Origin of the sequence: Streptomyces sindenensis (assembly GCF_014649035.1) — a bacterium.
Lineage (GTDB): Bacteria > Actinomycetota > Actinomycetes > Streptomycetales > Streptomycetaceae > Streptomyces > Streptomyces sindenensis.
Genome location: NZ_BMSG01000055.1, coordinates 1 through 23,803, shown reverse-complemented (window position 1 = coordinate 23,803; position 23,803 = coordinate 1). Strand labels below are relative to the sequence as shown.

General features: G+C 73.7%; 21 protein-coding genes and 1 pseudogene. 8 read left to right on the top strand and 14 right to left on the bottom strand.

The genetic code is table 11. From position 1 onward, the window contains the following. Positions 1–231: 231 nt before the first annotated feature. On the top strand, positions 232–1,530 hold the full coding sequence (locus tag IE145_RS32475) for a DUF6986 family protein (RefSeq protein ID WP_189529012.1): 1,299 nt from the start codon (positions 232–234) through the stop codon (positions 1,528–1,530). A 198-nt stretch (positions 1,531–1,728) separates the two neighbouring features. On the opposite strand, the pseudogene IE145_RS33815 reads toward IE145_RS32475, so the two are convergent. Both IE145_RS33815 and IE145_RS32465 read right to left on the bottom strand, forming a co-directional pair. Further along, positions 1,729–1,956, bottom strand: a pseudogene (locus IE145_RS33815) (ricin-type beta-trefoil lectin domain protein); the annotation flags it as partial. A gap of 319 nt (positions 1,957–2,275) precedes the next feature. Next, a complete protein-coding gene (locus IE145_RS32465) occupies positions 2,276–2,824 on the bottom strand; it encodes a CGNR zinc finger domain-containing protein (RefSeq protein WP_189529011.1) in 549 nt (182 codons plus the stop codon). A gap of 93 nt (positions 2,825–2,917) precedes the next feature. On the opposite strand from IE145_RS32465, the gene IE145_RS32460 reads away from it, so the two are divergent. Then, positions 2,918–3,751: an alpha/beta fold hydrolase gene (locus IE145_RS32460; protein WP_189529010.1), complete on the top strand. Its 834-nt coding sequence runs from the start codon at positions 2,918–2,920 to the stop codon at positions 3,749–3,751. Between the two features lie 201 nt (positions 3,752–3,952). On the opposite strand, the gene IE145_RS32455 is transcribed toward IE145_RS32460, so the two are convergent. Then, positions 3,953–4,981: a LacI family DNA-binding transcriptional regulator gene (locus tag IE145_RS32455; protein ID WP_189529009.1), complete on the bottom strand. Its 1,029-nt coding sequence runs from the start codon at positions 4,979–4,981 to the stop codon at positions 3,953–3,955. A 208-nt stretch (positions 4,982–5,189) separates the two neighbouring features. On the opposite strand from IE145_RS32455, the gene IE145_RS32450 reads away from it, so the two are divergent. Beyond that, positions 5,190–6,119 carry an ROK family protein gene (locus tag IE145_RS32450; protein WP_189529008.1) on the top strand — a complete coding sequence of 310 codons (930 nt, stop codon included), beginning with the start codon at positions 5,190–5,192 and terminating at the stop codon, positions 6,117–6,119. 85 nt (positions 6,120–6,204) lie between these two features. Here the strand turns inward: IE145_RS32450 and IE145_RS32445 are convergent, their stop codons facing one another. Further along, positions 6,205–6,801, bottom strand: coding sequence for a hypothetical protein (locus IE145_RS32445; RefSeq protein WP_189529007.1), 597 nt, complete (start codon positions 6,799–6,801; stop codon positions 6,205–6,207). 255 nt (positions 6,802–7,056) lie between these two features. Here IE145_RS32445 and IE145_RS32440 point away from each other — a divergent pair, with 255 nt between their 5' ends. Beyond that, entirely contained in the window at positions 7,057–8,094 is a 1,038-nt protein-coding gene (locus IE145_RS32440; RefSeq protein ID WP_189529006.1) for an NUDIX hydrolase, read from the top strand. Here the strand turns inward: IE145_RS32440 and IE145_RS32435 are convergent. Together IE145_RS32435 and IE145_RS32430 are read right to left on the bottom strand one after the other, a co-directional pair. Further along, positions 8,063–8,803, bottom strand: a complete 741-nt coding sequence (locus IE145_RS32435; protein WP_189529005.1) for an MBL fold metallo-hydrolase — start codon at positions 8,801–8,803, stop codon at positions 8,063–8,065. The genes IE145_RS32440 and IE145_RS32435 overlap by 32 nt on opposite strands. Positions 8,804–8,888: 85 nt before the next feature. Next, a complete protein-coding gene (locus IE145_RS32430) occupies positions 8,889–10,253 on the bottom strand; it encodes a dipeptidase (protein WP_189529004.1) in 1,365 nt (454 codons plus the stop codon). Between the two features lie 195 nt (positions 10,254–10,448). Between IE145_RS32430 and IE145_RS32425 the strand changes: the two genes are divergently transcribed. Then, positions 10,449–11,663, top strand: a complete 1,215-nt coding sequence (locus tag IE145_RS32425; RefSeq protein WP_006122614.1) for a geranylgeranyl reductase family protein — start codon at positions 10,449–10,451, stop codon at positions 11,661–11,663. Positions 11,664–11,816: 153 nt separating this feature from the next. On the opposite strand, the gene IE145_RS32420 is transcribed toward IE145_RS32425, so the two are convergent. Then, positions 11,817–12,272, bottom strand: a complete 456-nt coding sequence (locus tag IE145_RS32420) for a nitroreductase family deazaflavin-dependent oxidoreductase (protein WP_189529003.1) — start codon at positions 12,270–12,272, stop codon at positions 11,817–11,819. 127 nt (positions 12,273–12,399) lie between these two features. On the opposite strand from IE145_RS32420, the gene IE145_RS32415 reads away from it, so the two are divergent. Beyond that, a complete protein-coding gene (locus IE145_RS32415) occupies positions 12,400–13,119 on the top strand; it encodes a TetR/AcrR family transcriptional regulator (protein WP_189529002.1) in 720 nt (239 codons plus the stop codon). 111 nt (positions 13,120–13,230) lie between these two features. On the opposite strand, the gene IE145_RS32410 is transcribed toward IE145_RS32415, so the two are convergent. Together IE145_RS32410 and IE145_RS32405 are read right to left on the bottom strand one after the other, a co-directional pair. Beyond that, entirely contained in the window at positions 13,231–13,980 is a 750-nt protein-coding gene (locus IE145_RS32410; RefSeq protein WP_189529001.1) for a maleylpyruvate isomerase family mycothiol-dependent enzyme, read from the bottom strand. Positions 13,981–14,089: 109 nt separating this feature from the next. Beyond that, positions 14,090–15,220 carry an MFS transporter gene (locus tag IE145_RS32405; protein ID WP_189529013.1) on the bottom strand — a complete coding sequence of 377 codons (1,131 nt, stop codon included), beginning with the start codon at positions 15,218–15,220 and terminating at the stop codon, positions 14,090–14,092. Positions 15,221–15,459: 239 nt separating this feature from the next. On the opposite strand from IE145_RS32405, the gene IE145_RS32400 reads away from it, so the two are divergent. Further along, positions 15,460–16,674: an ROK family protein gene (locus IE145_RS32400; RefSeq protein WP_189529000.1), complete on the top strand. Its 1,215-nt coding sequence runs from the start codon at positions 15,460–15,462 to the stop codon at positions 16,672–16,674. Positions 16,675–16,868: 194 nt separating this feature from the next. Here the strand turns inward: IE145_RS32400 and IE145_RS32395 are convergent, their stop codons facing one another. Further along, a complete protein-coding gene (locus IE145_RS32395) occupies positions 16,869–17,387 on the bottom strand; it encodes an ATP-binding protein (RefSeq protein ID WP_189528999.1) in 519 nt (172 codons plus the stop codon). Positions 17,388–17,640: 253 nt separating this feature from the next. Then, positions 17,641–17,958 carry a hypothetical protein gene (locus IE145_RS32390; protein ID WP_069740290.1) on the bottom strand — a complete coding sequence of 106 codons (318 nt, stop codon included), beginning with the start codon at positions 17,956–17,958 and terminating at the stop codon, positions 17,641–17,643. A 235-nt stretch (positions 17,959–18,193) separates the two neighbouring features. Between IE145_RS32390 and cds1 the strand changes: the two genes are divergently transcribed. Next, positions 18,194–19,327: an L-cysteine desulfhydrase Cds1 gene (gene cds1, locus IE145_RS32385; protein WP_032779529.1), complete on the top strand. Its 1,134-nt coding sequence runs from the start codon at positions 18,194–18,196 to the stop codon at positions 19,325–19,327. Positions 19,328–19,372: 45 nt separating this feature from the next. Here the strand turns inward: cds1 and IE145_RS32380 are convergent, their stop codons facing one another. The 3 genes from IE145_RS32380 to IE145_RS32370 all read right to left on the bottom strand — a co-directional run bounded on the left by IE145_RS32380 (position 19,373) and on the right by IE145_RS32370 (position 23,653). Then, positions 19,373–19,852 (bottom strand): SRPBCC family protein, encoded by a 480-nt coding sequence (locus IE145_RS32380; RefSeq protein ID WP_189528998.1) that lies wholly within the window; start codon positions 19,850–19,852, stop codon positions 19,373–19,375. 71 nt (positions 19,853–19,923) lie between these two features. Next, positions 19,924–21,513, bottom strand: coding sequence for an SDR family oxidoreductase (locus IE145_RS32375; protein WP_189528997.1), 1,590 nt, complete (start codon positions 21,511–21,513; stop codon positions 19,924–19,926). 121 nt (positions 21,514–21,634) lie between these two features. Continuing rightward, a complete protein-coding gene (locus tag IE145_RS32370; RefSeq protein ID WP_189528996.1) occupies positions 21,635–23,653 on the bottom strand; it encodes a hypothetical protein in 2,019 nt (672 codons plus the stop codon). Positions 23,654–23,803 lie beyond the last annotated feature (150 nt).

Sequence of the window (23,803 nt, the reverse complement as noted above, 5' to 3'; positions counted from 1 at the left end):
CGGCGACCTCTTCGCGGTCGTTCCCCAGCTCACCGAGGAGATCAACACCCGCAAGGGCTGATCCCTCCCGCACCACCCAGCACCACTCCGCCCCGGGCCGCACGGTGAACCCCACCGCGCGGCCCGGTGTCGTTCCGGGTGACCATTGACGCAGGTCGAGCGGCCTTATAACTTCACTATACGGATTGTTGATTCCGGGAATCGGAAACAACGAGAGTGGAGGGTACGGTCATGGGGCAGCAGGAGAAGGTGGCGACGAGCCTCGCGGGCACGGTCAGCGAGGAGATCAGCGCCTCCCTCACGGCGGTCGACGCGGAACTCGCCCGCCGCTACCCAGGAGACCCCGGCACCCGCCAGCCCGTGCACACCGTCTACGTACCCGGTGACGTCTTCGAGCCCGGCACCCTGCGCTCCTGGGGCGACCAGGCGCTGGCCGCCCTCGACGAACACGCCCCCGACGCCGCCGCGTTCGCGGCCGTCCTCGGCATCCCCGAGGAGCTGGCGGGCCCGGTCCACGACCGGGTGCGCGCCAAGCTGGAGCGCGAGCCGGTCGAGGACCTGCGCATCGACTTCGAGGACGGCTACGGCCCCCGCCCGGACGCCGAGGAGGACGAAGCCGCCGCTCGCGCCGCGCGCCTGGTCTCCGAGGCGTACGCGAACGGCACCGCCGCCCCGTACATGGGCATCCGCATGAAGTGCATGGAAGCCGGTGTCCGCGACCGGGGCATCCGCACCACCGACGTCTTCCTCACCGGCCTGATGGAGGCGGGCGGCATCCCCGAAGGGCTCGTACTGACCCTCCCGAAGGTCACGTACCCCGAGCAGGTCACCGCCTTCGTCCAGCTCCTCGAAGCCTTCGAGAAGGCCCACGGCCTCGACGCCGGGCGGATGGGCTTCGAGATCCAGATCGAGACCAGCCAGTCCATCCTCGCCGCCGACGGGACCGCCGCCGTCGCCCGCATGATCGACGCCGCCCGGGGCCGGGCGACCGGACTGCACTACGGCACCTTCGACTACAGCGCCTGCGTCGGGGTCAGCGCCGCCTACCAGGCCAGCGACCACCCCGCCGCCGACCACGCCAAGGCCGTCATGCAGGTCGCCGCCGCGGGCACCGGCGTACGCGTCTCCGACGGCTCCACCAACGTGCTGCCCGTCGGCCCGACCGACCAGGTCCACGAGGCCTGGAGGCTGCACTACGGCCTCACCCGCCGCGCTCTGGCCCGCGCGTACTGCCAGGGCTGGGACATGCACCCCTGCCACCTGCCGACGCGCTACGCGGCCGTGTACGCCTTCTACCGCGAGGGGCTGGAGCCCGCCGCCGCCCGCCTCGCCGCCTACGTGGCCAAGGCCGGCGGCGACGTCATGGACGAACCCGCCACCGCCAAGGCCCTCAGTGGCTACCTGCTGCGCGGCATCGACTGCGGCGCGCTGGACACCGCCGAGGTCGCCCGCCTGACCGGCCTGACCCGCGCGGACCTGGACGCCTTCGCATCGCCGCGGCGGGGCGACCTGACGGTCACCGCTCCGTAGGACGCTTCTCCGGGCGCCGCACGGCCCGGCCGTCGTCCCTGTCGGCGATGGGGCGACCCTCGGACATTGAGCGCCGTGCCGGTCGAACCGCCGTTGCCGTCGCCGCGACCGAAGCGGCGCGGGGACGGCAACGGCGGTTCGAGCCAGGTGAGGGTGAGCCGCTTCCAGGTCTGGGCGCCGGTGCCGTTGTACGTGTGGATCTGCATCGTGGTGCCGTCGGCGGTCCCCGCCCAGGCACATACCGGAGTTCGGGTTGACCAGGGTGCCCGCGGGCGTGGCCTGCCAGGTCTGGCCTGGAGAGCCGTTGCAGTCCCACAGTTGCACCGGCGTGGCGTTCTCCCTGGCGGCGCCGCTCACATCCAAGCAGTGCGCGCCGCCGTCGGGGCTGTAGGTGAACCCCGGGGGCGTGGCCTCCGGCCCGGTCACGGTGAACGTGCGCCACGCGGACCAGGCGGACGGGCCGGTGGGACCCACGGCGCGAATCCGCCACCGGTATTCGCCCGGACTGAACGTACGCGCGGGGAGTTGGGCGTCCCACCCGTGGCCGAGCGGCCCCGTGCTGACCGGGAGGACCTGGAACGGCTGCTCGCCCGGGCGCGCGAGCTCCAGCGTCCCGCCCAGGTCGGGCCGGGGGGCCAGGCCCTTGACCAAGGCGGCGAACAGCGGTCCGAACGTGTCGGACGTGCTGAAGGCCCGCCGGGAGCACCTGCCTCCGGACGGGCCCCGTCCGGAGGTCCGGCCGTTCTCAGCCGCCCCGGCGTGCGGCCGTACCGCCGCGGGCGCGGTAGGCCCGCATTTTGTGCCGGGCGCCGCACACGTCCATGTCGCACCACAGGCCGTTCGACGACGGCGCCCGGTCGTAGAAGACCCAGCGGCATTCCGGCGCCGCGCAGGCCTTGAGCCGCGTCGCGTGACGCCCGGTCAGGCCGTCCCGCAGCAGGGCTTCGAGCACCGTCCGTACGATCTCCGCCACCGGTCCCTCGCCGGCCGGGCGCAGGGCCAGTGTGCCGTCCGGGCGTACGGCCGGGGCGCCGGCCACGGAGCGGATCAGCCGGTTGAGGGCGTCGAGGGCCTCGGGCGAGGCCCGCTCCACCAGGAAGGCCCGTACGGTCTCCCGGGCCTCGGTGAGCGCCGCCAGTTCGGCCGGGGTGACCGCTTCCGGGTACCCGTGCGCCCGCAGCCATCCGCCCGCCGTCTCCGGCCGGGCGAACTCGTCCTCCCCGTGGAGCAGGGTCGCCGTGTTGCAGAACGCCTCGACCGGTTCGAGTTCGGGGGGCGCCGGGTTCCGTCGCATGATCCCCACTGTATCAACGTTACCGACAAGAGGCCTTCTCTGGTAACGTCGAAAGTCCGGCAGGGTTCTGCACCCGACATCAGGAGGCGTGTCATGAACGGCAATCTGACCAGGACGTACCAGACCCCGGACGGGACCGTCCGCTGGGACGTGCTGGGGGAGGGCGCCCCGGTCGTCCTGCTCCACGGCACCCCGTTCTCCTCGCGTGTCTGGCGCGAGATCGCACCGGCGCTCGCCCAGGACCACCAGGTGTACGTCTTCGACCTGCTCGGCTTCGGGCAGTCGGAGCAGCGTGCCGGGCAGGATCTCCGGCTGGCGGCGCACACGCGGGTGTTCACCGGGCTGCTGGATCACTGGGGGCTGGAGAGCCCGAGGGTGATCGCCCACGACATCGGCGGGGCGGTGGCCCTGCGGGCGCTGCTGCTGGAAGGGGCCCGGTACGCCGATCTCACCCTGGTCGACGCGGTGGGCTGCGGCGACTGGGGAACCGGGCTGTTCAGGCTCGTACGGGAGAACGCGCACGTCTTCCAGCAGCTGCCGGTCTACGCCCACGAGGCGCTGGCCGAGAGCCACCTGCGCTTCGCGAGCCACACCGGCTACCGGCCGGACGTCCTGGCCGCCCATCTCGACCCGTGGCGCGGTGAAGCGGGCAGGGCCGCGTACTACCGCCAGTACGGACAGCTGGAGCAGGCGGCCACCGACGAGTTCCAGCATCTGCTGGGGTCCGTGCCGGTGCCCACCCGGATCATCTGGGGGCGCGAGGACGGCTTCCTGCCGCCGCCCTTCGCCGAGCAGTTGCACGCGCTGATCCCGCACTCCGAGCTGCACTGGCTGGAGGGGGCGGGCCACGCGACCCCCGAGGACGCGCCCGCGCGGCTCCTGGCGCTGCTCACCCGGGAGTTCCGGCCGGTGGCCGCCGCGGCCTGACCGGGCCCTGCCGTCGAACCGCCGCCTGCCGTGCGACGCCCGGCACGCGCGCTCGCGGCGTGGCCGACATGTCCTGGCGGCTCCGCTGCAAGAGTGCTCCGGCGCCTTGCGATCGCACGCACCGGACGCCGCGCGGCCGCCCTAGGGGCGACGACGGCAGTGTGACGACCGGACCAGGGGGCCCCGGGGGGCCGGCCAGGCTCAGGCGGGCGGCAGTTCGCCCGAGCCGCGTGGGATCAGCGTCGTCGGAAGCTCCACCCGCGCCGGGGCGTGGTCCGCCCCGTCGAGGCGGTGGAAGAGATGCTCGGCGGCGGTCCTGCCGACCGCCGCCGCGTCCTGCGAGATGACGGTGATGCCGAGCAGGTCGGCCAGCTCGATGTCGTCGAACCCGACCAGCGCCACCGGTCGCTCCCGCTCCGCGATCACCCGCACCGCCGTCACCGTCACCCGGTTGTTGCCCGCGAACAGGGCGGTGACCGGTTCGGGGCCGCTCAGCATCTTCTCGGCCGCGGCCCGCACGCGCTCCGGGTCGGTGGAGCCCAGGGAGACCCAGCCGTCCTCGACGGTGATGCCCGCGTCCCGCATGGCGGCGTGGTAGCCGCGCAGACGCTCGGTGGCCGTGTGGATCCGCGGCTGGTCGCCGATGAACCCGATCCTGCGGTGACCGTGCGCGATCAGGTGCGCCACGCCCTCCCGGGCCCCGCCGAAGCTGTCGGACAGCACCATGTCGACGTCCACATGGCCCGCGGGGCGGTCCACGAAGACGGTGGCGATGCCCGCCTTGATCTCCGGCTCCAGATAGCGGTGGTCGTCGCCGGCCGGGATCACGATCAGTCCGTCGACGCGGCGGGCGCACAGCGCCAGCACCAACTCCTGCTCCCGCTCCGGGTCCTCGGCGCTGGAACCGTTGATCAGCAACGCGCCGTGCGCCCGGGCGACCTCCTCCACCGCGCGGCTCAGCGGACCGTAGAACGGGTCCGCCAGATCCTCCAGGACCAGCCCGATGGACGCCGTGCGCCCCTTGCGCAGCACCCGGGCGCTGTCGTTGCGGCGGAAGCCGAGGGCGTCGATCGCCTCCTGCACGCGGCGCTCGGTGTCGGGCGTGACGCCGGGCTCGCTGTTCACCACCCGCGAGACCGTCTTCAGGCCGACTCCGGCCCGGGCCGCCACGTCCTTCATGGTCGGCCGGTTGCCGTAGCGGGTCTCGGAATGCCGGGTGGTCCGGTCCACGTGCGCTGTCCTGTCGTCGGATACGGGCGGGGCGTGCGGTGCTCCGGCCGGGGTCGAGCGGGGCCGAGACGGGGCGTCGCTCAGGTGATCGGAGGCTGTGGCGTCGAGCATAGGCCCTGGACAACGTTGTCACGAGGATGAAGACTGTGCAGACTATGGACGGAACCCGCAGGTCCCGCCCCTTCGCCGATCCGGAGAGCCCACACCGATGCATACCGACCTCGTCGCCGCGCTCGACATCGGCGGCACCAAGATCGCCGGAGCGCTGGTGGACGGCGACGGATCCCTCCTCGTACGGGCGCAACGACCGACGCCCGCCCGGGAGGGCGCCGAGGCGGTCATGGGGGCGGTGGACGAGGTGCTGGGCGAGCTGATGGCCTCGCCCCTGTGGGGCAGGGCCGGTTCCGTCGGCATCGGCAGCGCCGGTCCGGTGGACGCCGCCGCCGGTACGGTCAGCCCGGTCAACGTCCCCGGCTGGCGGGACTTCCCGCTGGTGGAGCGCGTGCACAAGACGGCGGGCGGGCTGTCGGTCGCGCTGGTGGGCGACGGGGTCGCGATGACGGCCGCCGAGCACTGGCTCGGCGCCGCCCGGGGCTACGACAACGCGCTCTGCCTCGTCGTGTCGACGGGTGTCGGCGGCGGCCTCGTCCTCGGCGGCACCCTGCGCCCCGGCCCCTCGGGCAACGCCGGGCACATCGGCCACATCAGCGTCGACCTGGACGGCGACCCGTGCCCCTGTGGTGCGCGCGGCTGCGTCGAGGGCATCGCCAGCGGCCCCAACATCGCCCGCCGCGCCCTGGAGAACGGCTGGCGGCCCGGCCCGTACGGCGACGCGACGGCCGCCGCGGTGGCCGTCGCGGCCCGCGCCGGGGACCCGGTCGCCATCGCCTCCTACGAGCGCGCGGCCCAGGCGCTGGCGGCAGGCATCGCCGCCACCGCGACCTTGGCGGACCTCGACATCGCGGTGGTCGGCGGGGGAGTGGCCGGGGCCGGCGACGTCCTCTTCGCCCCCCTGCGCCGCAGCCTGCGCGACTACGCCACCCTCTCCTACCTCCGCCGGCTGACGGTGGCGCCCGCCGTGATGGGCAACGACGCGGGCCTGGTCGGGGCCGCTGCGGCGGCCATTGCCCTGCGGTAGCCGCCGCAGCGGCCGCAACGGCTTCCAGGAGGCGCCCGGTTCGTCAGGCCGGGCGCCTCCTGGGCCGGTTGATCGCGTACCGCGGTCACCCGGTGGCGGCCGGGCGGTCCGTCGCGAGGCGTCGCCGGTGGTACGCGACGGTCAGGACGACCATGAGCGGCCCCCAGAGGACCAGTGGGGCGTAGCAGACGGAGTACCAGGCGGCTTCCCAGCCACCCGCCTCGCCGGGGAAGTCGGCGGGCAGTTCGTCGCCGCGGATCGTCGTGCCCCGGATCTCGGTGACGATGGACAGGACCGTGAAGACGAGCGTGAGAACCGTGGCTCCGACGGCGGCCGGGACGACCGCGGCCCATCTCGGGACCCGCCGCCCGCCCAGGTACGGCACCCAGCGGGGGAAGACCTCGCCCCAGCGCGCGACCAGGCCGATCGCGGTGAACGCAAAGAGTTCGGAGACGATCGAGAGGGAGGGCACGTAGAGCCGCTCCCCGAAGCCGATCCCGTCGTCGAACGCCGACGGGATCCGCCACAGGCTCGACGGCAGCACCGTCAGGGGCACCGCGTACGCGGTGAGTCGGAGCCGTCGGGACACGCCGGGGGCCGGCTCGTGCGCGGCACGCCAGGCGGCGCGCAGCCGACCGGTGGGAGCGGTGGTGCGGTCATCGGCGGAGAGTGGCGGGAGCACGGGGAATCCTCGATTTCGGCAGGCCGGTTGCGGGTCCGTTCCATGTCCGACGATCCCGGTCCCGGGAGCGCGCGGGATCGCGCCGCGGGGGGATCTGCCTGAGCCGCGCGGGGGACGGCGGATGCGACCGTGGGGTGACGGCGGACCGGACGTGCGCCCCGGGCGGCCGCATCCGGCCAACGCCGTCGCCCCCGCGGGGTTTCCGCGGCAGGGTGTTGCGGGCAAGCCACAGGGGGCTACGGAAGAGGGGGAACCGTGATTGTTTGGATCAACGGTGCGTTCGGCGCGGGCAAGACCAGCGCCGCCGGCGAACTGATCGATCTGATTCCGAACAGCACGTTGTACGACCCGGAGATCACCGGCACGGGGCTGCGCGCCCTGCTGCCGCAGAAGCGGCTCGCCGAGGTCGCCGACTTCCAGGACCTGCCGATCTGGCGGCGGCTCGTGGTGGACACGGCGGCGGCGCTGCTCGCCGAGGTGCCCGGGGTGCTGGTGGTGCCGATGACTCTGCTGCGGCAGGAGTACCGCGACGAGATCTTCGGCGGGCTCGCCTCCCGGCGCATCCCGGTCCGGCATGTGGCGCTCTCACCTGAGGAAACGATCCTGCGCGGCCGGATCGCGGGCCGTGAGGAGTTTCCCGGCGACGACGAGCAGAACGACCGGGCGCGCCGGTGGGCGTACGAGCACATCGGCCCGTACCGCGACGCCCTCGGCTGGATCGCCGAGGACGCGCATGTGGTCGACAACAGCGCCCTCACCCCCCGGGAGACCGCCGAGCGGATCGCGGACGCCGTGCGCACCGGGAGCGCGCCGCCGTGCCCCATCGTGCAGAGCCCCGAGCCGACCGGAGAGACGGTGGCCGCCGGGGTGCTCCTCTTCGACGAGCAGGACCGGGTGCTGCTCGTCGACCCCACGTACAAACCGGGGTGGGAGTTCCCCGGCGGGGTCGTGGAGGCGGGCGAGGCGCCCGCTCAGGCCGGGATCCGCGAGGTCGCCGAGGAGATCGGCCTCAGCCTCGACCGGGTGCCCACCCTGCTGCTCGTCGACTGGGAGTCGCCCCGCCCGCCCGGCTACGGAGGGCTCCGCTTCCTCTTCGACGGGGGCCTGCTCCGCTCCGAGGACGCCGGTCGGCTGCTGCTGCCCGGCTCCGAGCTGCGCGGCTGGCGCTTCGTCACCGAGGAGGAGGCCGCGCAGATGCTGCCGCCCACCCGGTACGAGCGGCTGCGCTGGGCCCTGCGGGCGCGCGAGCGGAAGACGGTGCTCAACCTGGAGGCGGGGGTGCCGGTGGGCTGAGCGGGGCCCGTACGCCGCTCCCCGCCGCCTCCGTCGCCGCCGCCTCCATCACCGCGGCGGCGTCCTCGGTGAGCGGATCGCCGTGGCCGAAGCAGACGGTACGGGGCGCGAGCGCGGCCAGTCCGCGGAACGTGGCCGCCGCCCCCGCGCGGTCCACGTTGAACACGCCGAGCATCACCCGTTCCGCGGAGGCCACGGCGTCCCCGGTGAACAGCACGCCGTGGCGCGGCAGATGGAGGGCGACGGAGCCCGGGGTGTGACCGGGGGCGTGGACCACCCGCGCCCCGTCCCCGAACGGCAGCACCTCGCCGCCGGTCAGCTCGCGGTCGACCCGGGTGGGCGGGGCCTCGGGGCACGTCAACCCATGGGCGTACAAGGGGCGTTCCCAGTCCAGCAGGTCCGGCTCCGGCACGGGTCGCTCGCCCCGGATCACCGGGGCGTCCAGCGCGTGGGCGAGGATCTCCGCGCCGTACCGGTCCGCCAGCTCCCGCGTGGCCCCGTAGTGGTCGCGGTGGCCGTGGGTGATGACGATGCGGCGGATCCGGGCCGGGGCGTGGCCGAGCGTCCGGACCGCGTCCTCGATCGCGGCGGCCGCCCCGATGTCGCCCGCGTCGACCAGGGTCAGGTCCGCCCCGTCGCGCCAGAGATACGCCTGACCGATCCGGAAGCGGAACATGTGCAACTGGGGGAGTACCTCGACGAGATCCATGCGGCGAACGTACGCAGCGGCGCACGGACGCCGCACGGATCTACGCTCCGGGCGACTTCGCCGAGGGCGAAGCCCTCCAGCGGGATCAGGCCTTCTTCGACTCCGCGTAGTTGCGCAGGAACAGTGCCTCGGCGACCGACATCCGCTCCAGCTCCTCGGGCGACACGCTCTCGTTCACCGCGTGGATCTGCGCCTCGGGCTCGCTCAGCCCGATCAGCAGGATCTCCGCCTCGGGGTAGAGGCTTGCCAGGGTGTTGCACAGCGGGATGGAGCCGCCCATGCCGGAGGACTGCATCTCCTGGCCCGGGTAGGCATCCCGCATCGCGTCCGCCATCGCCTGGTACGCCGGGCTGCTCATATCGGCCCGGAACGGCTGGCCCTGGCCCACCTGTTCCACCTTCACCCGCGCACCCCAGGGGGCCCGGGACTCCAGGTGGGCGGTGAGCAGCTTCGTCGCCTCGGCCGCGTCGTGGCCCGGCGGCACCCGCAGGCTGATCTGGGCCCGGGCGCTCGCCTGCACGGACGGGGTCGCGCCGACCACCGGCGGGCAGTCGATGCCGATGACGGTGACGGCGGGACGGGCCCAGATGCGGTCCGCGACCGTACCCGTGCCGATCAGCTCCACCCCGTCCAGCACCTTGGCGTCCTGCCGGAACTCCTCCTCCGGGTACTGGATGCCGTCCCAGTCGGCGTCACCGGTCAGACCGTCGACCGTGGTCGTCCCGTCCTCGGCGCGCAGCGAGGCCAGCAGCTGGATCATCGCGGCCAGCGCGTCCGGCGCCGCACCGCCGAACTGCCCCGAGTGCAGGTTCCCTTCGAGGGTGTCCAGCTGGACGCGCAGCATGGTCATCCCCCGCAGCGTCGCCGTGACCGTCGGCAGCCCCACCCGGAAGTTGCCGGTGTCCCCGATGACGATCGTGTCCGCGCGCAGCAGCTCCGGGTGGGCCTCCGCGTACCGCTCCAGACCGCCGGTGCCCTGCTCCTCGGAGCCCTCGGCGATCACCTTCACCGAGACCGGGACGCCGCCGTCCGCCGCGAGGGCGCGCAGCGCGAGCAGGTGCATGATGAACCCGCCCTTGCAGTCGGCCGCGCCCCGCCCGTACCAGCGTCCGTCGCGCTCGGTCAGCTCGAACGGCGGGGAGATCCACGCCGACTCGTCCAGCGGCGGCTGTACGTCGTAGTGGGCGTAGAGCAGGACGGTCGGCGCCCCGGCCGGCCCCGGCAGGTAGCCGTAGACGGACTGCGTCCCGTCGGGGGTGTCCAGGAGGGCGACGTCCGTGAACCCCTCGGCGCGCAGCGCGTCGGCGACCCAGTCGGCCGCGCCCTCGCACTCGCTCCTCGGGAACACCGCCGGGTCCGCCACCGACTGGAACGCCACCAGCTCGGCCAGTTCCTCCCGGGCTCGGGGCATCAGCGAGGCGACGGTCTCGGGAATCGGACGGGCGGTCATGGGCACGCTCCTCGTGGGTGCGACGTTATGGGGAGGACGCGGTGTGTACGCGACCGTGTGCGAAGCCGTGTGTGCGACGACGCATGTACGACAAAATCATGGCCGATCCTCCCACAGGAGGGCCGGCCCGCAGCGCGCCGTAGGATGCCGTGAGCAGCTTGGGGCCACTGGTCGGATCGGGAGCAGAAGCACATCGTGAGCAGCGAGAACGCAGACGCCGGACGTGAGCCGGAAGAGTCGTTGGTGTGGGATGTCGTCGTGGTCGGCGCCGGACCGGCCGGGGCATCGGCGGCGTACGCGGCAGCCGTGGCGGGCCGGAGAGTCCTGCTGCTGGAGAAAGCGGAACTGCCGCGCTACAAGACCTGCGGCGGGGGCATCATCGGCTTCTCCCGGGACGCCCTGCCGCCCGGGTTCGAGCTGCCCCTGAAGGACCGCATCCACGCGGTCACCTTCTCGCTCAACGGCAAACTGGCCCGCACCCGCCGTTCCCGGCGCATGCTCTTCGGGCTCATCAACCGCCCCGAGTTCGACGCCGGTCTGGTCGAGGAGGCACAGAAGGCCGGGGCCGAACTGCGCACCGGCGCCTCGGTGGTGCGGGTCGAGCAGCACGGTCCCGCCGTGCCCGACCGGCGAACGGTCGCCGTGGTGCTGGCCGGTGGCGAGACCGTGCTCGCGCGGGCGGTCGTCGGCGCGGACGGCAGCGCGGGCCGGATAGGAGCCCATGTCGGGGTGAAGCTCGATCAGGTCGACCTCGGCCTGGAGGCGGAGATCCCGGTTCCCGCCACGGTCGCGGAGGACTGGGCGGGCCGGGTCCTCATCGACTGGGGGCCGATGCCGGGAAGCTACGGCTGGGTCTTCCCCAAGGGTGACACCCTCACCGTGGGCGTCATCTCGGCGCGCGGCGACGGCGCGGGCACCAAGCGGTATCTGGAGGACTTCATCGCCCGCCTCGGTCTCGCCGGGTTCGAGCCCGCCATCTCCTCGGGCCATCTCACCCGCTGCCGCAGCGACGACTCGCCGCTCTCCCGCGGCCGGGTCGTGGTCTGCGGCGACGCGGCCGGACTCCTGGAGCCGTGGACCCGGGAGGGCATCTCCTTCGCGCTGCGCTCGGGGCGGCTCGCGGGTGAGTGGGCGGTCAGGATCGCCGAGGCGCACGACGCGGTGGACGCCCGCCGTCAGGCCCTCAACTACGCGTTCGCCATCAAGGCCGGCCTCGGGGTGGAGATGGGCGTCGGCCGCCGCATGCTCAAGCTGTTCGAGCGCCGGCCGGGCCTGCTGCACGCGGTGCTGACCGGCTTCCGCCCGGCCTGGAAGTCGTTCGCCGGAATCACCCGGGGCACGACGTCGCTGGCCGAGCTCGTCCGTACGCACCCGCTGGCGCAGCGGGCGCTCCACGCGATGGACCGCTAGGACCTGTCGTCAAACTGCCGTCTGCCGCGCGACGGCAGTTTGACGCCAGGACCTAGCGGCCCCGCACGTCGCGACGGCGACCACGCCCCCGTTGTCCGTACTTCCCGTACGGCACGGGGGCGTCGTCACCTCCCGTGCGGCACGGGGGCCTCGTCATGCCTCGACCGTGATCCGGAAGACCGGGTGGTCCGGGGAGGCGGCCAGCAGCTCGGCGTCCGTGGACTTCGCCGTGACCCCCTGGAAGTACTGGTCGACCTCCCAGCCCCACCGCTCCAGATAGGCCCGGACGATCCGGGCCTTCTCCGCGTCGTCGGGGATCTCCACGGCGGTGAACCGGTTGACCTTGCGCCCCAGCCGCAGCTCCCCGCCGCCCGCCACCCGCATGTTGCGCACCCACTGGGAGTGGCCGCGCGCCGAGACCAGGTAGCGGTCGCCCTCGAAGGTGTGGGTGTTGACCGGGATGCGCTGCATCTGGCCGCTCCTGCGTCCGCGCACCGACAGCTCGGCGGAGCCCATCAGGCTGAAGCCGTGCCGGGCCAGCCAGCCGACGATCTTGTTGAAGCGGGCGGCGGAGGCGCTCGCCCGGAGGTAGTAGGGCTGCTGCGGCATGATGACTCCCGGACTACGAGGAGAGCGGTGCTCTCGCTTGAGATCAGTGTGCACATAGTGCCGACCCAAAGCAAGAGCACTGCTCTCGTTCTTGATCGGCGCTCGGACCGCATGGCAGGCTGACCGCATGAGCACCATCCGAGGGGCCAGGGAACGCGCCCGTATCGAAGTGACCGCGGCCATCAAGGACGAGGCCAGAAAACAGCTCGCCGAGGAGGGCGCGCCGAAGCTCTCGCTGCGGTCCGTCGCCCGGGAACTGGGCATGGTCTCCTCCGCGCTCTACCGCTACTTCCCCAGCCGCGACGACCTGCTCACCGCGCTGATCGTCGACGCCTTCGACGCGATCGGCGCGGCGGCGGAGCGGGCGGCGGCGGAACCGGCAGCGGGGGAACGGGCGGGGGTGCTCCCGCCCGCAGAGCGCTGGGTCGCCGTCTCCTGTGCCGTACGGGAATGGGCGCTCGCCCACCCTCATGAGTACGCCCTGGTCTACGGTTCGCCCGTCCCCGGCTACATCGCCCCCATGGACACGGTGGGGCCCGCGGCGCGGGTGGGTCTGGTCCTCATCGACATCGTCCGCGGCGCGTACCGGGCCGGCGAACTCACCCTGCCGCCGCTGGCGGACGAGCTGCGCGCCGACGCGGAGCGGATGGCCGCCGAGTTCGCCGAGGGCGTCCCGCCCGAGGCCGTGGCCGCTCTGGTCGCCGCCTGGGCGCAGCTGTTCGGCCTGATCTCCTTCGAGCTGTTCGGCCAGTTCAACCGGGTCGTCGAGGAACGTGAGGCACTGTTCCGGCAGTCCGCCGGTGAGCTGGCCCGCTCGGTGGGCCTGCGCGACGCCGGTACGGACTGACGAGCAGGGCACCGCATGACCGGGCCGGGCCGGGCATCGTCTCTCCGGGCTTTCCCCGGTGGGTCGAGCCGGGCCCGCGACCGGGCCCAGCTCGTCGTCCTCGCCCGCGCATCAGGTGACCGCTGAGTTGTCCGTCCAGAGCCTGGCCACCGCGCGGTCGCCGCGCAGGGTGACGGCGGTGAGCGGCAGCCGGTTCCAGAGGGCGAGGTAGAGCACCTCGGCCGTACCGCTCAGCTCGCAGTCGACATCTTCGGCGCTCCCCTCATCCGCCGTGCGTACGGCCTGCGGCGGGTCGTCGGTGATCCGCACCGTCCAGGTCGCCGCCGTGTCCACGGCCCGTACCCCCAGCGTGCGCGGCTTCTCGGAGCGGACCCGGCTCGTGGGGCGGGCGTGGAAGCCGGTGAGCAACTCGTCGATGCCGTCGACGGCCCGGTCGGCGGAGACCGGGGTCAGCGGCCCGCCGAGCGCCGATTCCGCGTCCACCCGGTGCACCGTTGTCTCGTTGAGCTGGCGGCGGGACCAGAACGCCAGCGGTGAGGGGGCCGGCAGGAAGGTCCAGCACTCCAGGTCGGCGGGCGCTTCTTCCAGGGACCGGACCAGATGGCGGTGCCCCTCGCGGAACCAGGCCAGGAGTTCGGCACCGTCGAGATCGGGCTCGCCGCCGTCGGGGTGGTACGCGGTGTGTCCCTCGGTGACGAACGCCGCCGCCCACCGGTGCACCATGCCGGTGTGCCGCAGCAGATGGCGTATCTGCCAGCTGGGGCAGGTCGGGACGGACGCCCCCGGGCCGGCCTGTTCGGCGGCCGCCGCGAGCAGCCGCCCCTCCTCGGACAACGACGCGATGTGCTCGGATATCTGCATGACGGCGATTGTGCCAGTGCCGTGCGGGGCCCGACCGGGATCGGCGGCTTCACCGGCCGGGCAGGCGGCGCTCGACCGGGTCCGGCTGCTCCCTCGGCCGGGCGGACGGTCAGACGGGCGCGCTCGTCGTGGCGTTGCGGGCCGTGTAGCCCAGGACGGCCGCCGCCGCGGCCAGCAGGGCGACCGTGGTCAGGGCCACCGGCAGCGAGAACCAGTCGGCGAGGAAGCCGATCGCGGGCGGGCCGAGCAGCATCCCGCCGTAGCCGAGCGTCGAGGCGGCGGCGACTCCGCTGGGACCGGCCAGTTCGCCCGCCCGCCCCACGGCCACCGGGAAGATGTTGGCGAGCCCGAGCCCGGTCACCGCGAAGCCGGCCAGCGCCAGCCAGGCGGTCGGCGCCAGCGAGCCCAGCAGCATCCCGGCCGCGGCCGTCGCCCCGCCGAGAACCAGGGTGCGGGTCTGGCCGAGCCGTTCCAGGAGCAGGGTCCCGGTCAGCCGGCCCGCCGTCATCGTCAGGGCGAACAGCGCGTATCCGGCGGCGGCGAGCCCGGGGTGCGCGTCCAGGTCCTGTTCCAGGTGGAGCGCGCCCCAGTCGGCCAGGGCCCCTTCCCCGTACGCCGTGCACAGGGCGATCACGCCGAAGAGCACGACGATCCGGCGGGCCCGGGGCGACAGCCGCTGCTTCGGCTCGCGCGGGCCGACGGCCTCCGGGGCGGCGGGGGCCGGGCGGTGGCGGAGCAGGGAGGGTCCGGCGAACGCGGTGACCAGCAGGCCGATTCCGGCCAGCAGGAACAGATGGGTGGAGGCGGAGAGGCCGCCCGCGACCAGGCCGCCGAGCCCGGCGCCGACCATCCCGCCGAGGCTGAACGCCGCGTGGAAGCTCGGCATCACCGGTCGGCGCAGAGCGGCGACCAGATCGACGGCGGCGCTGTTCATGGCCACGTTCATCCCGCCGTACGCGGCTCCGAACACCAGCAGCACGAGGCCGAGGGAGAGCGCGGAGTGGGTCTGGGCGGGCAGGGCGATGCTCAGCGGGAGCAGGACACCGCAGGCCACGGTGACGGCATGGCTGCCGTAGCGGCGGCAGAGCCGGCCGGTGAGCATCATGGTGATCACCGCACCGGCGGAGACGCCGAGCAGGGCGAGGCCGAGGGTGGAGGCGGAGGCTCCGGTCTGCTGCTTGATGGCCGGGATACGGACCACCCAGCCGGCGAAGAGGAACCCGTCGAGGGCGAAGAACACGGTCAGCGCGGTACGGAGGCGGGCCGAAGCGGGTGGGGCGGTGTCTCCGCCGGGTCCCCCGGGCAGGGCCGTCCGCAGTTTGTTTAGTTGCGGCACAAACTCAGCATAGAGGCGCTCCGGCGGCGGACGCAACACCGCTGCACACCGCACGCTCCGGGGGCGCGGCCGTGGCCGGAACGGGATCCCCGGACCGGCCCTGGGCGTCCGGGAAGCCTCCGGATCATGGGAGACTCGCCCCCATGAACGGCAAGGCGACCACCACCCGGACCAAGTTGGAGAGGGGCCGCAGCGCGCTCGGGCCCGCACTGGAACTGGTCCACACCGGACGCGCCCCCACCCGGGCCGTCCTCACCTCCGAACTCGGCGTCACCCGCGCCACCGCCGGGGCGGTCGCCGCGGAACTGGAGGCGCTCGGGCTGATCCGGGTCGACTCCAGCCCCGGCGCGGCGGCCGGGTCCCAGGGCCGCCCCTCGCACCGGCTGTCCGTTCTGGAGACCGGTCCCGTCGTCCTCGCCGCCCAGGTGCACGCCGACGGCTTCCGGGCCGCGCTCGTCGGGCTCGGCGGCCGGATCGTCGCCACCTCGCCCGGCTGTGTGGCGGTGATGGCGGACCCCGCGCAGGTGCTCGGCGAGGTCGTGGAGGCGGGAGCCGGACTGCTCCGCGCGAGCGGGCTGCGCTGCGTCGGCGCCGGACTCGCCGTGCCGTCGGCGGTCGCCGAACCGGAGGGCACCGCCCTCAACCCGCTGCACATCGCCTGGCCCGCGGGCTCCCCGGTCCGGGACATCTTCGCCGCCTGTGTACGCCGGGCGGGCATCACCGGACCCGCGTTCACCGGCAACGACGTCAACCTCACCGCGCTGGCCGAGCACCGGCACGGCGCGGGGAGGGGGGCCCAGCATCTGCTGTGCGTGGCCACTGGGCACCGGGGCGTCGGCGGGGCCCTCGTGCTCGACGGCCGCCTGCACAGCGGGAGTTCGGGCCTCGCCCTGGAGGTGGGCCATCTCACCGTGAACCCCGAGGGGCGGCCCTGCCACTGCGGTGGGCGCGGCTGCCTCGACGTGGAGACCGACCCGCTGGCCTTCCTCACCACCGCCCGCCGCGAACCCGGCCCCGAGGAGTCGCTCCTCAAGCAGGCCGGGAACCTGCTCCGCGCGGAGTACGACGACCCGGCGGTGCGACAGGCCGCCGAGGCGCTGATCGACCGGCTGGGCCTGGGGCTCGCCGGACTGGTCAACATCCTCAACCCCGACCGCATCATCCTCGGCGGCCTCCACCGCGACCTGCTGGAGGCCGACCCAGAGCGGCTGCGCGCCGTCGTCGCCGACCGGAGCCTGTGGGGGCGCAGCGGCAGCGTGCCGATCCTGCCGTGCACCCTGGCCCACAACAGCCTGGTGGGCGCCGCCGAACTGGCCTGGCAGCCGGTCCTCGACGACCCGCTCGCCGCGTTGGCCTGAGCGGCCGCGCCGGCCCGGAGCCCGTTCCGGTCGGAAGCTCGTCTCAGAGCGCGCCCAGGTCGCAACCCGGCCGGTGCCGTCGGCCCGCTGCTGGATGGCCTTGGGGCTGATGCCCACAGAGCCGCGCTCCCACAGGAGTTCCGGGTGGCCTCGATCAGTCGGTCCGGGGTGACCCCGTGATCCCGGCCTGTCCGTCAGCCGACGACGGCCGACCGGGCGGGCAGGGCCGCGATGTTGTCGGGGGTGATGGTCACGGCTCCGAACGGCCCGTCGGTCATCGACCCGTAGACCGCGAGCGGCGGCAGGGTCGAGGCGCCGGTGACCGCCGGCAGGGTGAACCAGACGGCCTTTCCGGCCGAGCCGACCGGCCGCACGCCCCAGCTCTCGCTGACGGCGGCGATCAGCGCCAGCCCCCGGCCCGACGTGGCGAACGAATCCGCCTCGTTCACCGTGGGCAGCCGCGGATCGTGGTCGTGGACGGAGACCGTCAGACGGTCGAGCAGCAGCTCGATGTCGACCGTGCATGACTTGTCCGGCTGTGCGTGCCGGTGAACGTTGGTGAGAAGCTCGGTGACGCCCAGGGCCGCCTGGTCGATCAGAGGATCGAGATGCCAGTAGCGCAGTTGCGCCGAGATGATTCTGCGGACTTGACCGATCCGCGACGGCAGGGCCTGGAGCTCCACCGTGCAGTGCCTGCTTGGCTCGCTGATCACGGCTGCGACTCCCCGAAATAGGTCCGGAAGAAGAGAAGAGGCACGAACGGGCCGGCGGACGACTGACTGCCGGATCCGCTCTGCTCTTGTCGTGTCTGCTCGTGTCGCGCGACCCGGTCCGTGGAGCGGATCGCTCTGTCACCGATGCTGCACCTTCAGTGACGTGGATCCAGCGTGGCCCAGGGGCTGAGGCTCCGCAACTCGCGGCGGAGCCCGATGGCCGGGGCGCGGTCGCCGTGGGCGTGCGGCGGGCTCAGTCCCGGCGGCCTCCCGCGCTGCGCAGCGTCTCCAGGAAGCGCCGCAGCGGGGCCGCTCCGTCGCGTCTGCGGTTGCGCTGCCCCATCGTCAACCGGTAGCGCACTCCGTTCACCCGGGCGATGACGGAATCCGCCGCGATGAACCACCACTTGCGGGCGCTGACCGTGCCCACCGGGGCGCTGTCGATCTCCCGCCCGTTGCTCGTGAGGAGGGACAGCCGGCCGTCCTTCACCACCACCTGACCAGCCCTGGTCAGCGACCTGGTGAACCGTTCGATCCTGACCCCCGACGCACTGAACTCGACGTCCGCCATCGCGGATTCGCCCCCCTTCGTCACTGCTCCTGCTGTTGCAGTGTGCCCGGCCGCTGGCCGGACCGCCAGAGGGCCCGGAATCCCGGCGCACGGCTGCCCGCACCGCACGTCACAGCCGCCCCGCAGGCGGCGGTCAAAGGCAGCGCTATGGGCCATCAAAGTGACCGTTTGTGCAGGTGGGGTGCATATCGTGGGAGGCGCGAGGCACGGATCGACGACCAACAGGAGCAGGCCCATGAAGACCAGTGAACACACGGCCGGGAGCGGGGCCAGGGCGACCGTGGACGTCGACCGCAGTGACCCGGAGTACCGGTCCTGGCTGAAGGAGGCCGTCCGCAAGGTCCAGGCCGACGCCAACCGCTCCGCCGACACCCATCTGCTGCGCTTCCCGCTGCCCGAGGCATGGGGCATCGACCTGTACCTCAAGGACGAGTCGACGCACCCCACCGGCAGCCTCAAGCACCGCCTGGCCCGCTCGCTCTTCCTGTACGGGCTCTGCAACGGCTGGATCAGGCCGGGCAAGCCGGTCATCGAGGCGTCCAGCGGCTCGACCGCCGTGTCGGAGGCGTACTTCGCCAAGCTCATCGGCGTCCCGTTCATCGCCGTGATGCCGCGCACCACCAGCCCCGAGAAGTGCCGCCTCATCGAATTCCACGGCGGGCAGTGCCACTTCGTGGACGACTCGCGCACCATGTACGAACAGTCCGCGGCGCTCGCCGCCGAGACCGGCGGACACTACATGGACCAGTTCACCTACGCGGAGCGTGCCACCGACTGGCGCGGCAACAACAACATCGCGGAGTCGATCTACCAGCAGCTGCGCCTGGAGCGCTACCCGGAACCCGCCTGGATCGTCGCCACCGCCGGCACGGGCGGCACCTCGGCGACCATCGCCCGCTACGTCCACTACCTCCAGCACGACACCCGCATCTGCGTCCCCGACCCGGAGAACTCCTGTTTCTTCGACGGCTGGACCCACCACGACCCGCACGCCACCAGCGACCGCGGCTCACGCATCGAGGGCATCGGCCGCCCGCGCATGGAACCCAGCTTCGTGCCCGGCGCGATCGACCGCATGATGAAGGTGCCCGACGCCGCCAGCGTCGCCGCCGTCCGCGCCCTGGAGCGCGCCATTGGCCGCAAGGCGGGCGGCTCCACGGGCACCGGGCTGTGGAGCGCGTTCAAGCTGATCGCCGAGATGGTGGAGCGCGGCGAGCAGGGGAGCGTCGTCACGCTGCTGTGCGACCCGGGCGACCGCTACCTGGACAAGTACTACTCCGACTCCTGGCTGGAGGAACAGGGCCTGGACATCGCCCCGTACACCGCCGCCATCGACGCCTTCCTCGCCACCGGCACCTGGCCCTGCTGAGAGCCCGCGCCCCGCTGAGGGCTGAGAGGCCGCAACTCCGACTGCTCAGGGCGTCGTCGTCGCCAGCCGGGTGTCCAGGCGGCGCACGGCGCCCCGGAAGGACCGGCCCACGCCGGCCCGGCCCAGGCTCAGCACCAGGCGGAACAGCCCCGTCCCGTCGGCGGCGAAGGTCCACTGCACCCGGGTCCCCGACCCCTCCGGGGTGAGCCGCCACTCCTCCAGCAGGGCCCGCAGACCAGGTGCGTTGGTCTCGTCGACCCGGTAGGCGTAACAGCTCCCCGGCTCGGTGGCGACGACCGTCTCGCGGAACCGGACCCCGCCCCGCAACCGCACCTCCCGGCCCGCGCCCCCGTCGACGGGCGTGGCCCGGGTGACGGCGGTGAACCAGGACGGCCAGGACGCGACATCGTCGGCGAGCGCGCGGTACACCACGTCCGGCGGCGCGGAGACCTCGGCGGCGAACACCAGCCGCATCGGTGCCGAGTCAGTGAAATCCCTTCCCACGGTACGGAGTCGGCGTGCCATCCCGTGCACCTCCCGGCGGTCTGCTGTCGCGGTGTCGCGGCTGTGGAGCGCACACCCTAGCGGCCCGGCCGTCAGTTGTCTGTACCACTGCCGGCCACCCCTTCGCGACCGCTGCCTGCCACCGGTCCGCGCCGCTTCTCCTCCGTCGCCGCCGCCTCGGCGATGTTGCGCGCCATCCCGCCGAACACCACCGAGTGGAACGGCCACACGCTCCACCAGTACGCGTGGCCGAACAGGCCGCGCGGATGGAACAGCGCGCGCTGCCCGTACACCGTCCGGCCCCGCTCGTCGCGGCGCACCGACAGCTCCAGCCAGGCCAGCCCCGGCACCCGCATCTCGGCCCGCAGCCGCAGCAGTTCGCCCGGCACGATCTCCTCCACCCGCCAGAAGTCCAGCGAGTCGCCCACCCGCAGGTGCTGGGCGTCCCGCCGGCCGCGCCGCAGCCCCACCCCGCCGACGATCCGGTCGAGCCAGCCCCGTACCGCCCAGGCCAGCGGGAAGGAGTACCAGCCGTTCTCCCCGCCGATGCCCTCGATCACCCGCCACAGCGCCTCGGGCCCGACCGGCACGGCCATCTCCCGCTCGTCACGGTAGAGGCTGCCGCCCGCCCAGTCCGGGTCGGTGGGGAGCGGGTCGCTCGGCGCGCCCGGCACCGCGGCGTTGGACCAGCGGGTGTCGACCCGCGCCTCCTGGATCCGCTTCAGGGCCAGCCGCAGCGCCCGGTCGAAGCCGATGGTCCCGTCCGGCGGATCGGGGACGTACTCCTTGATGTCGTGCTCCGCGCAGACCACCTCATGGCGCAGCGACTCCGTGAGCGGCCGGGCGATCGAGCTGGGCACCGGAGTGACCAGGCCGACCCAGCGGCTGGAGAGCGTCGGGGTCAGCACCGGAACCGGCAGGATCAGCCGCCGTCGCAGCCCCGCCACCGCCGCGTAGCGCTGCATCATGTCCCGGTACGTCATGACGTCCGGGCCCCCGATGTCGAAGGCCCGGTTCACCTCCGCCGGCAGCGCCGCGCACCCCACCAGATAGCGGATCACGTCCCGTACGGCCACCGGCTGGATCCGGGTCCGTACCCAGCTCGGGGTGATCATCAGCGGCAGCCGCTCCGTCAGATACCGCAGCATCTCGAACGAGGCGGAACCCGAGCCGATGACGATCGCCGCGCGCAGCACCGCCGTCGGCACCCCGGAGTCCAGCAGGATGTGCCCCACCTCGGCCCGTGAACGCAGATGCGGCGACAGGTCCTCCTCCGGCACTCCGGTCGGGGTCAGCCCGCCCAGGTACACGATCCGGCGCACCCCCGCCGCCCGTGCCTGCTCGCCGAAGGTCCGGGCCGCCCTGCGGTCGGTCTCCTCGAAGGACGAACCGGTGCCGAGTGCGTGCACCAGGTAGTACGCCACGTCGACACCCCGCATCGCCTCCACCAGGGAGCCGGCGTCGGTGACGTCGCCGCGCACCACCTCGACCCGGTCCGCCCACGGGTAGTCGCGCAGCTTCTGCGGCGTTCTCGCCAGGGCCCGCACCCGGTGCCCGGAGTCGAGCAGCGCGGGCACCAGCCGGCCGCCGATGTACCCGGTGGCCCCGGTCACCAGACAGCGCGGGGCCGATCCTTCGGGGAGTTCCGTGCTGCCGCCGGGGCCTTCCTCAAGATCCGTCACCTGTCCGAGTGTGCCAGCGGACGGCTCCGGGGGCCGGTCGGGGACTCCGTACAGCGGCATCGCACCCATCGGTACGGTGACGCCCCCGGCCCCGGGCCGACACCCCCGGCCCTCGGCGGGCTCAGCGCACCGCCGTGAGCGTCCCGCCCCCGCGCAGCGACGCCGTCAGCTCCACATCGGCGTCCCGGGGCGCCCGCACCGCCAACGTCGGCCCGCCCGCCGCGCGCCGCACCGCCCCGCTCGCCTCGATACGGGTCACCGCCCGGCTCCCCGCGGCCAGGACGTACCACCGGCCCGAGGCCGCCCTCCAGTGCGTGCCCGCGAGCACGTGCTGCCCGAACCTGCTGCACAGCGCCGTGTCGGCGCGGTCGGCGACCACCGCGGCCGGTTCCGTGGGCGAGGCGGCGGGGGCGAGGAACTGCACCAGGACCCGGCCCGGACCTCGCCAGGTGTCGGCCCGGGTGCACAGCCAGTCGGCCGAAGCGCGGCCCTCGGGGAGCTTCTGCCCGGCGAAGGCCCAGTTGTTGACGGACCGCACGCCGGAGCCCGCCAGGGTCCGCAGGGAACACGCCGTACGGGCCCAGGCGAGCAGCGCCTCGGTGCTCGTCGCCTCACGTGGCTGCCGGGCCGGCGCACCCCGCCCGGGCTTCGGGGTGTACGTCAGATGTACGGGGGCAAGATCGCCCAGATCCGTCACCAGGAACGCGTGGTTCTCCACGATCCGCTCGGAGGACCGCAGCCGGAGCACCGGCCACGTCTGGCACGCGCCGCCCGCCGCGGGCCGGGGCACCACGGCGGTGACCCCGTCCGGGCCCACCTCCAGCGGCCGTCCGGGCGCGTCCGGCGCGAGCAGGTCCCGGGTGGCCGACGCGTCGATCCAGGGGGCGAGCAGGAACCGCGCGCCGTCGTCCGTACGGCTGACGACGACCGCCGCACCCGTCGTCACGTCCGCGTCGTCCGTCCGGGCGAAGTCCAGCGCCGCCCCGCCGGACCCGGACAGCGGCTCCGCGTACCGCACCACCCGGACCCCGCCGTCGTGGAACAGCACCACCGCCGCCCCGTCCACCTCACCCGCGAACAGCAGCCGGGGCGGCTGCGCGGGCGGCACCGTCACCGTCCCCGGCGTCGCGGACACCCGGGCCGAATCCGGCGGCCCCGCCCAGGCCCGCAGCGCCCGGCCCAACAGCCCGTCGTCGTCCGTGCGCCCGCCCCTGGCCGGCCAGGCGGTGAAGTCGACGCGCGAGGTGTCCGCCCACCGCTCCGCCGCCGTCCGCATCAGCTCCGCCGGATCGAGCACCGGTGCGAACACCCCCGCCGGAGCCCTGTCCTCGCCCCCGCCCCGCGCCCCCTCCTCGACGGCGGCCGCCAGGCCGCCCGCCACCACGCACAGCACCGCCGCCACCGCCGCCGCCCGCACCCGGTGCCGACGCCGCAACAGATCGCTCGGCCGGGTCTGGACCGTGCACGGGTCGAACTCGCCGGACCTGAGCAGCGCCTGCGCCCCGGCCCGGTCCGGCCGCCCCAGCCGGGCCGCCCGGCGCACCGCGCCCGCCGGATCCGCCGCCCCCGCCCCGGCCAGCAGCTCCCGGACCCCGGACTCGTCCAGACCCTCCAGCAGGTGCAGCGCGAACGCCGCCCGGACCGGCCCGTCCACCGCCGACAGCGCCCGGTCCAGGGCCAGTTCGTCGACGCCGCCCGCCCGGGGGAAGAGCCGCAGCCCCCACACCGCCGGCAGGGCCGGTCGCAGCGCGGCCGGCGCCGGGAGCCGCCCGGGCCACCAGCCGGGCCGCCGCTCGTGGGCCAGTGCCGCCCGCAGCACCCGCTGCCGCACCCACCCGTACGCCGAGTGCGGGGGGTTACGGTCCGCCGAGGCGCCCTCCGCGCCCTCCGGAGCGCCGGTCCTGCGGGACTGGGCCGGAACGCGCGGGCTCGACGCCTTGCTCCCGGCCGCCGGCAGGGCCCGCTGGACGACGGAGTGGGCGGTCAGGACCCGGCGGTGCCGGCCGAGGGCCGGCGGCAGGACGACATAGGCGAGCCGCACCAGGCGCGGGTAGTGCTCCACGAGGGCGGCCTCGGCCTGCTGCACGCCCGCGCGGTCGGTGCGTACGTCGGTCCGCTGCTGCGGTTGATGGATCGGCATGAAATGGGTGCCTTCCGGGGCCGTGGCGGGGTGTCATACCGACAAACGAGTCAATCGTGTGACGGTCACATCACCCGTACGCGGCGCGTGGACCTAGGGGTCGTCTTCAAAGGGGATCGGGTGGTGAGAGATGATCCTGGTCATGGTGCG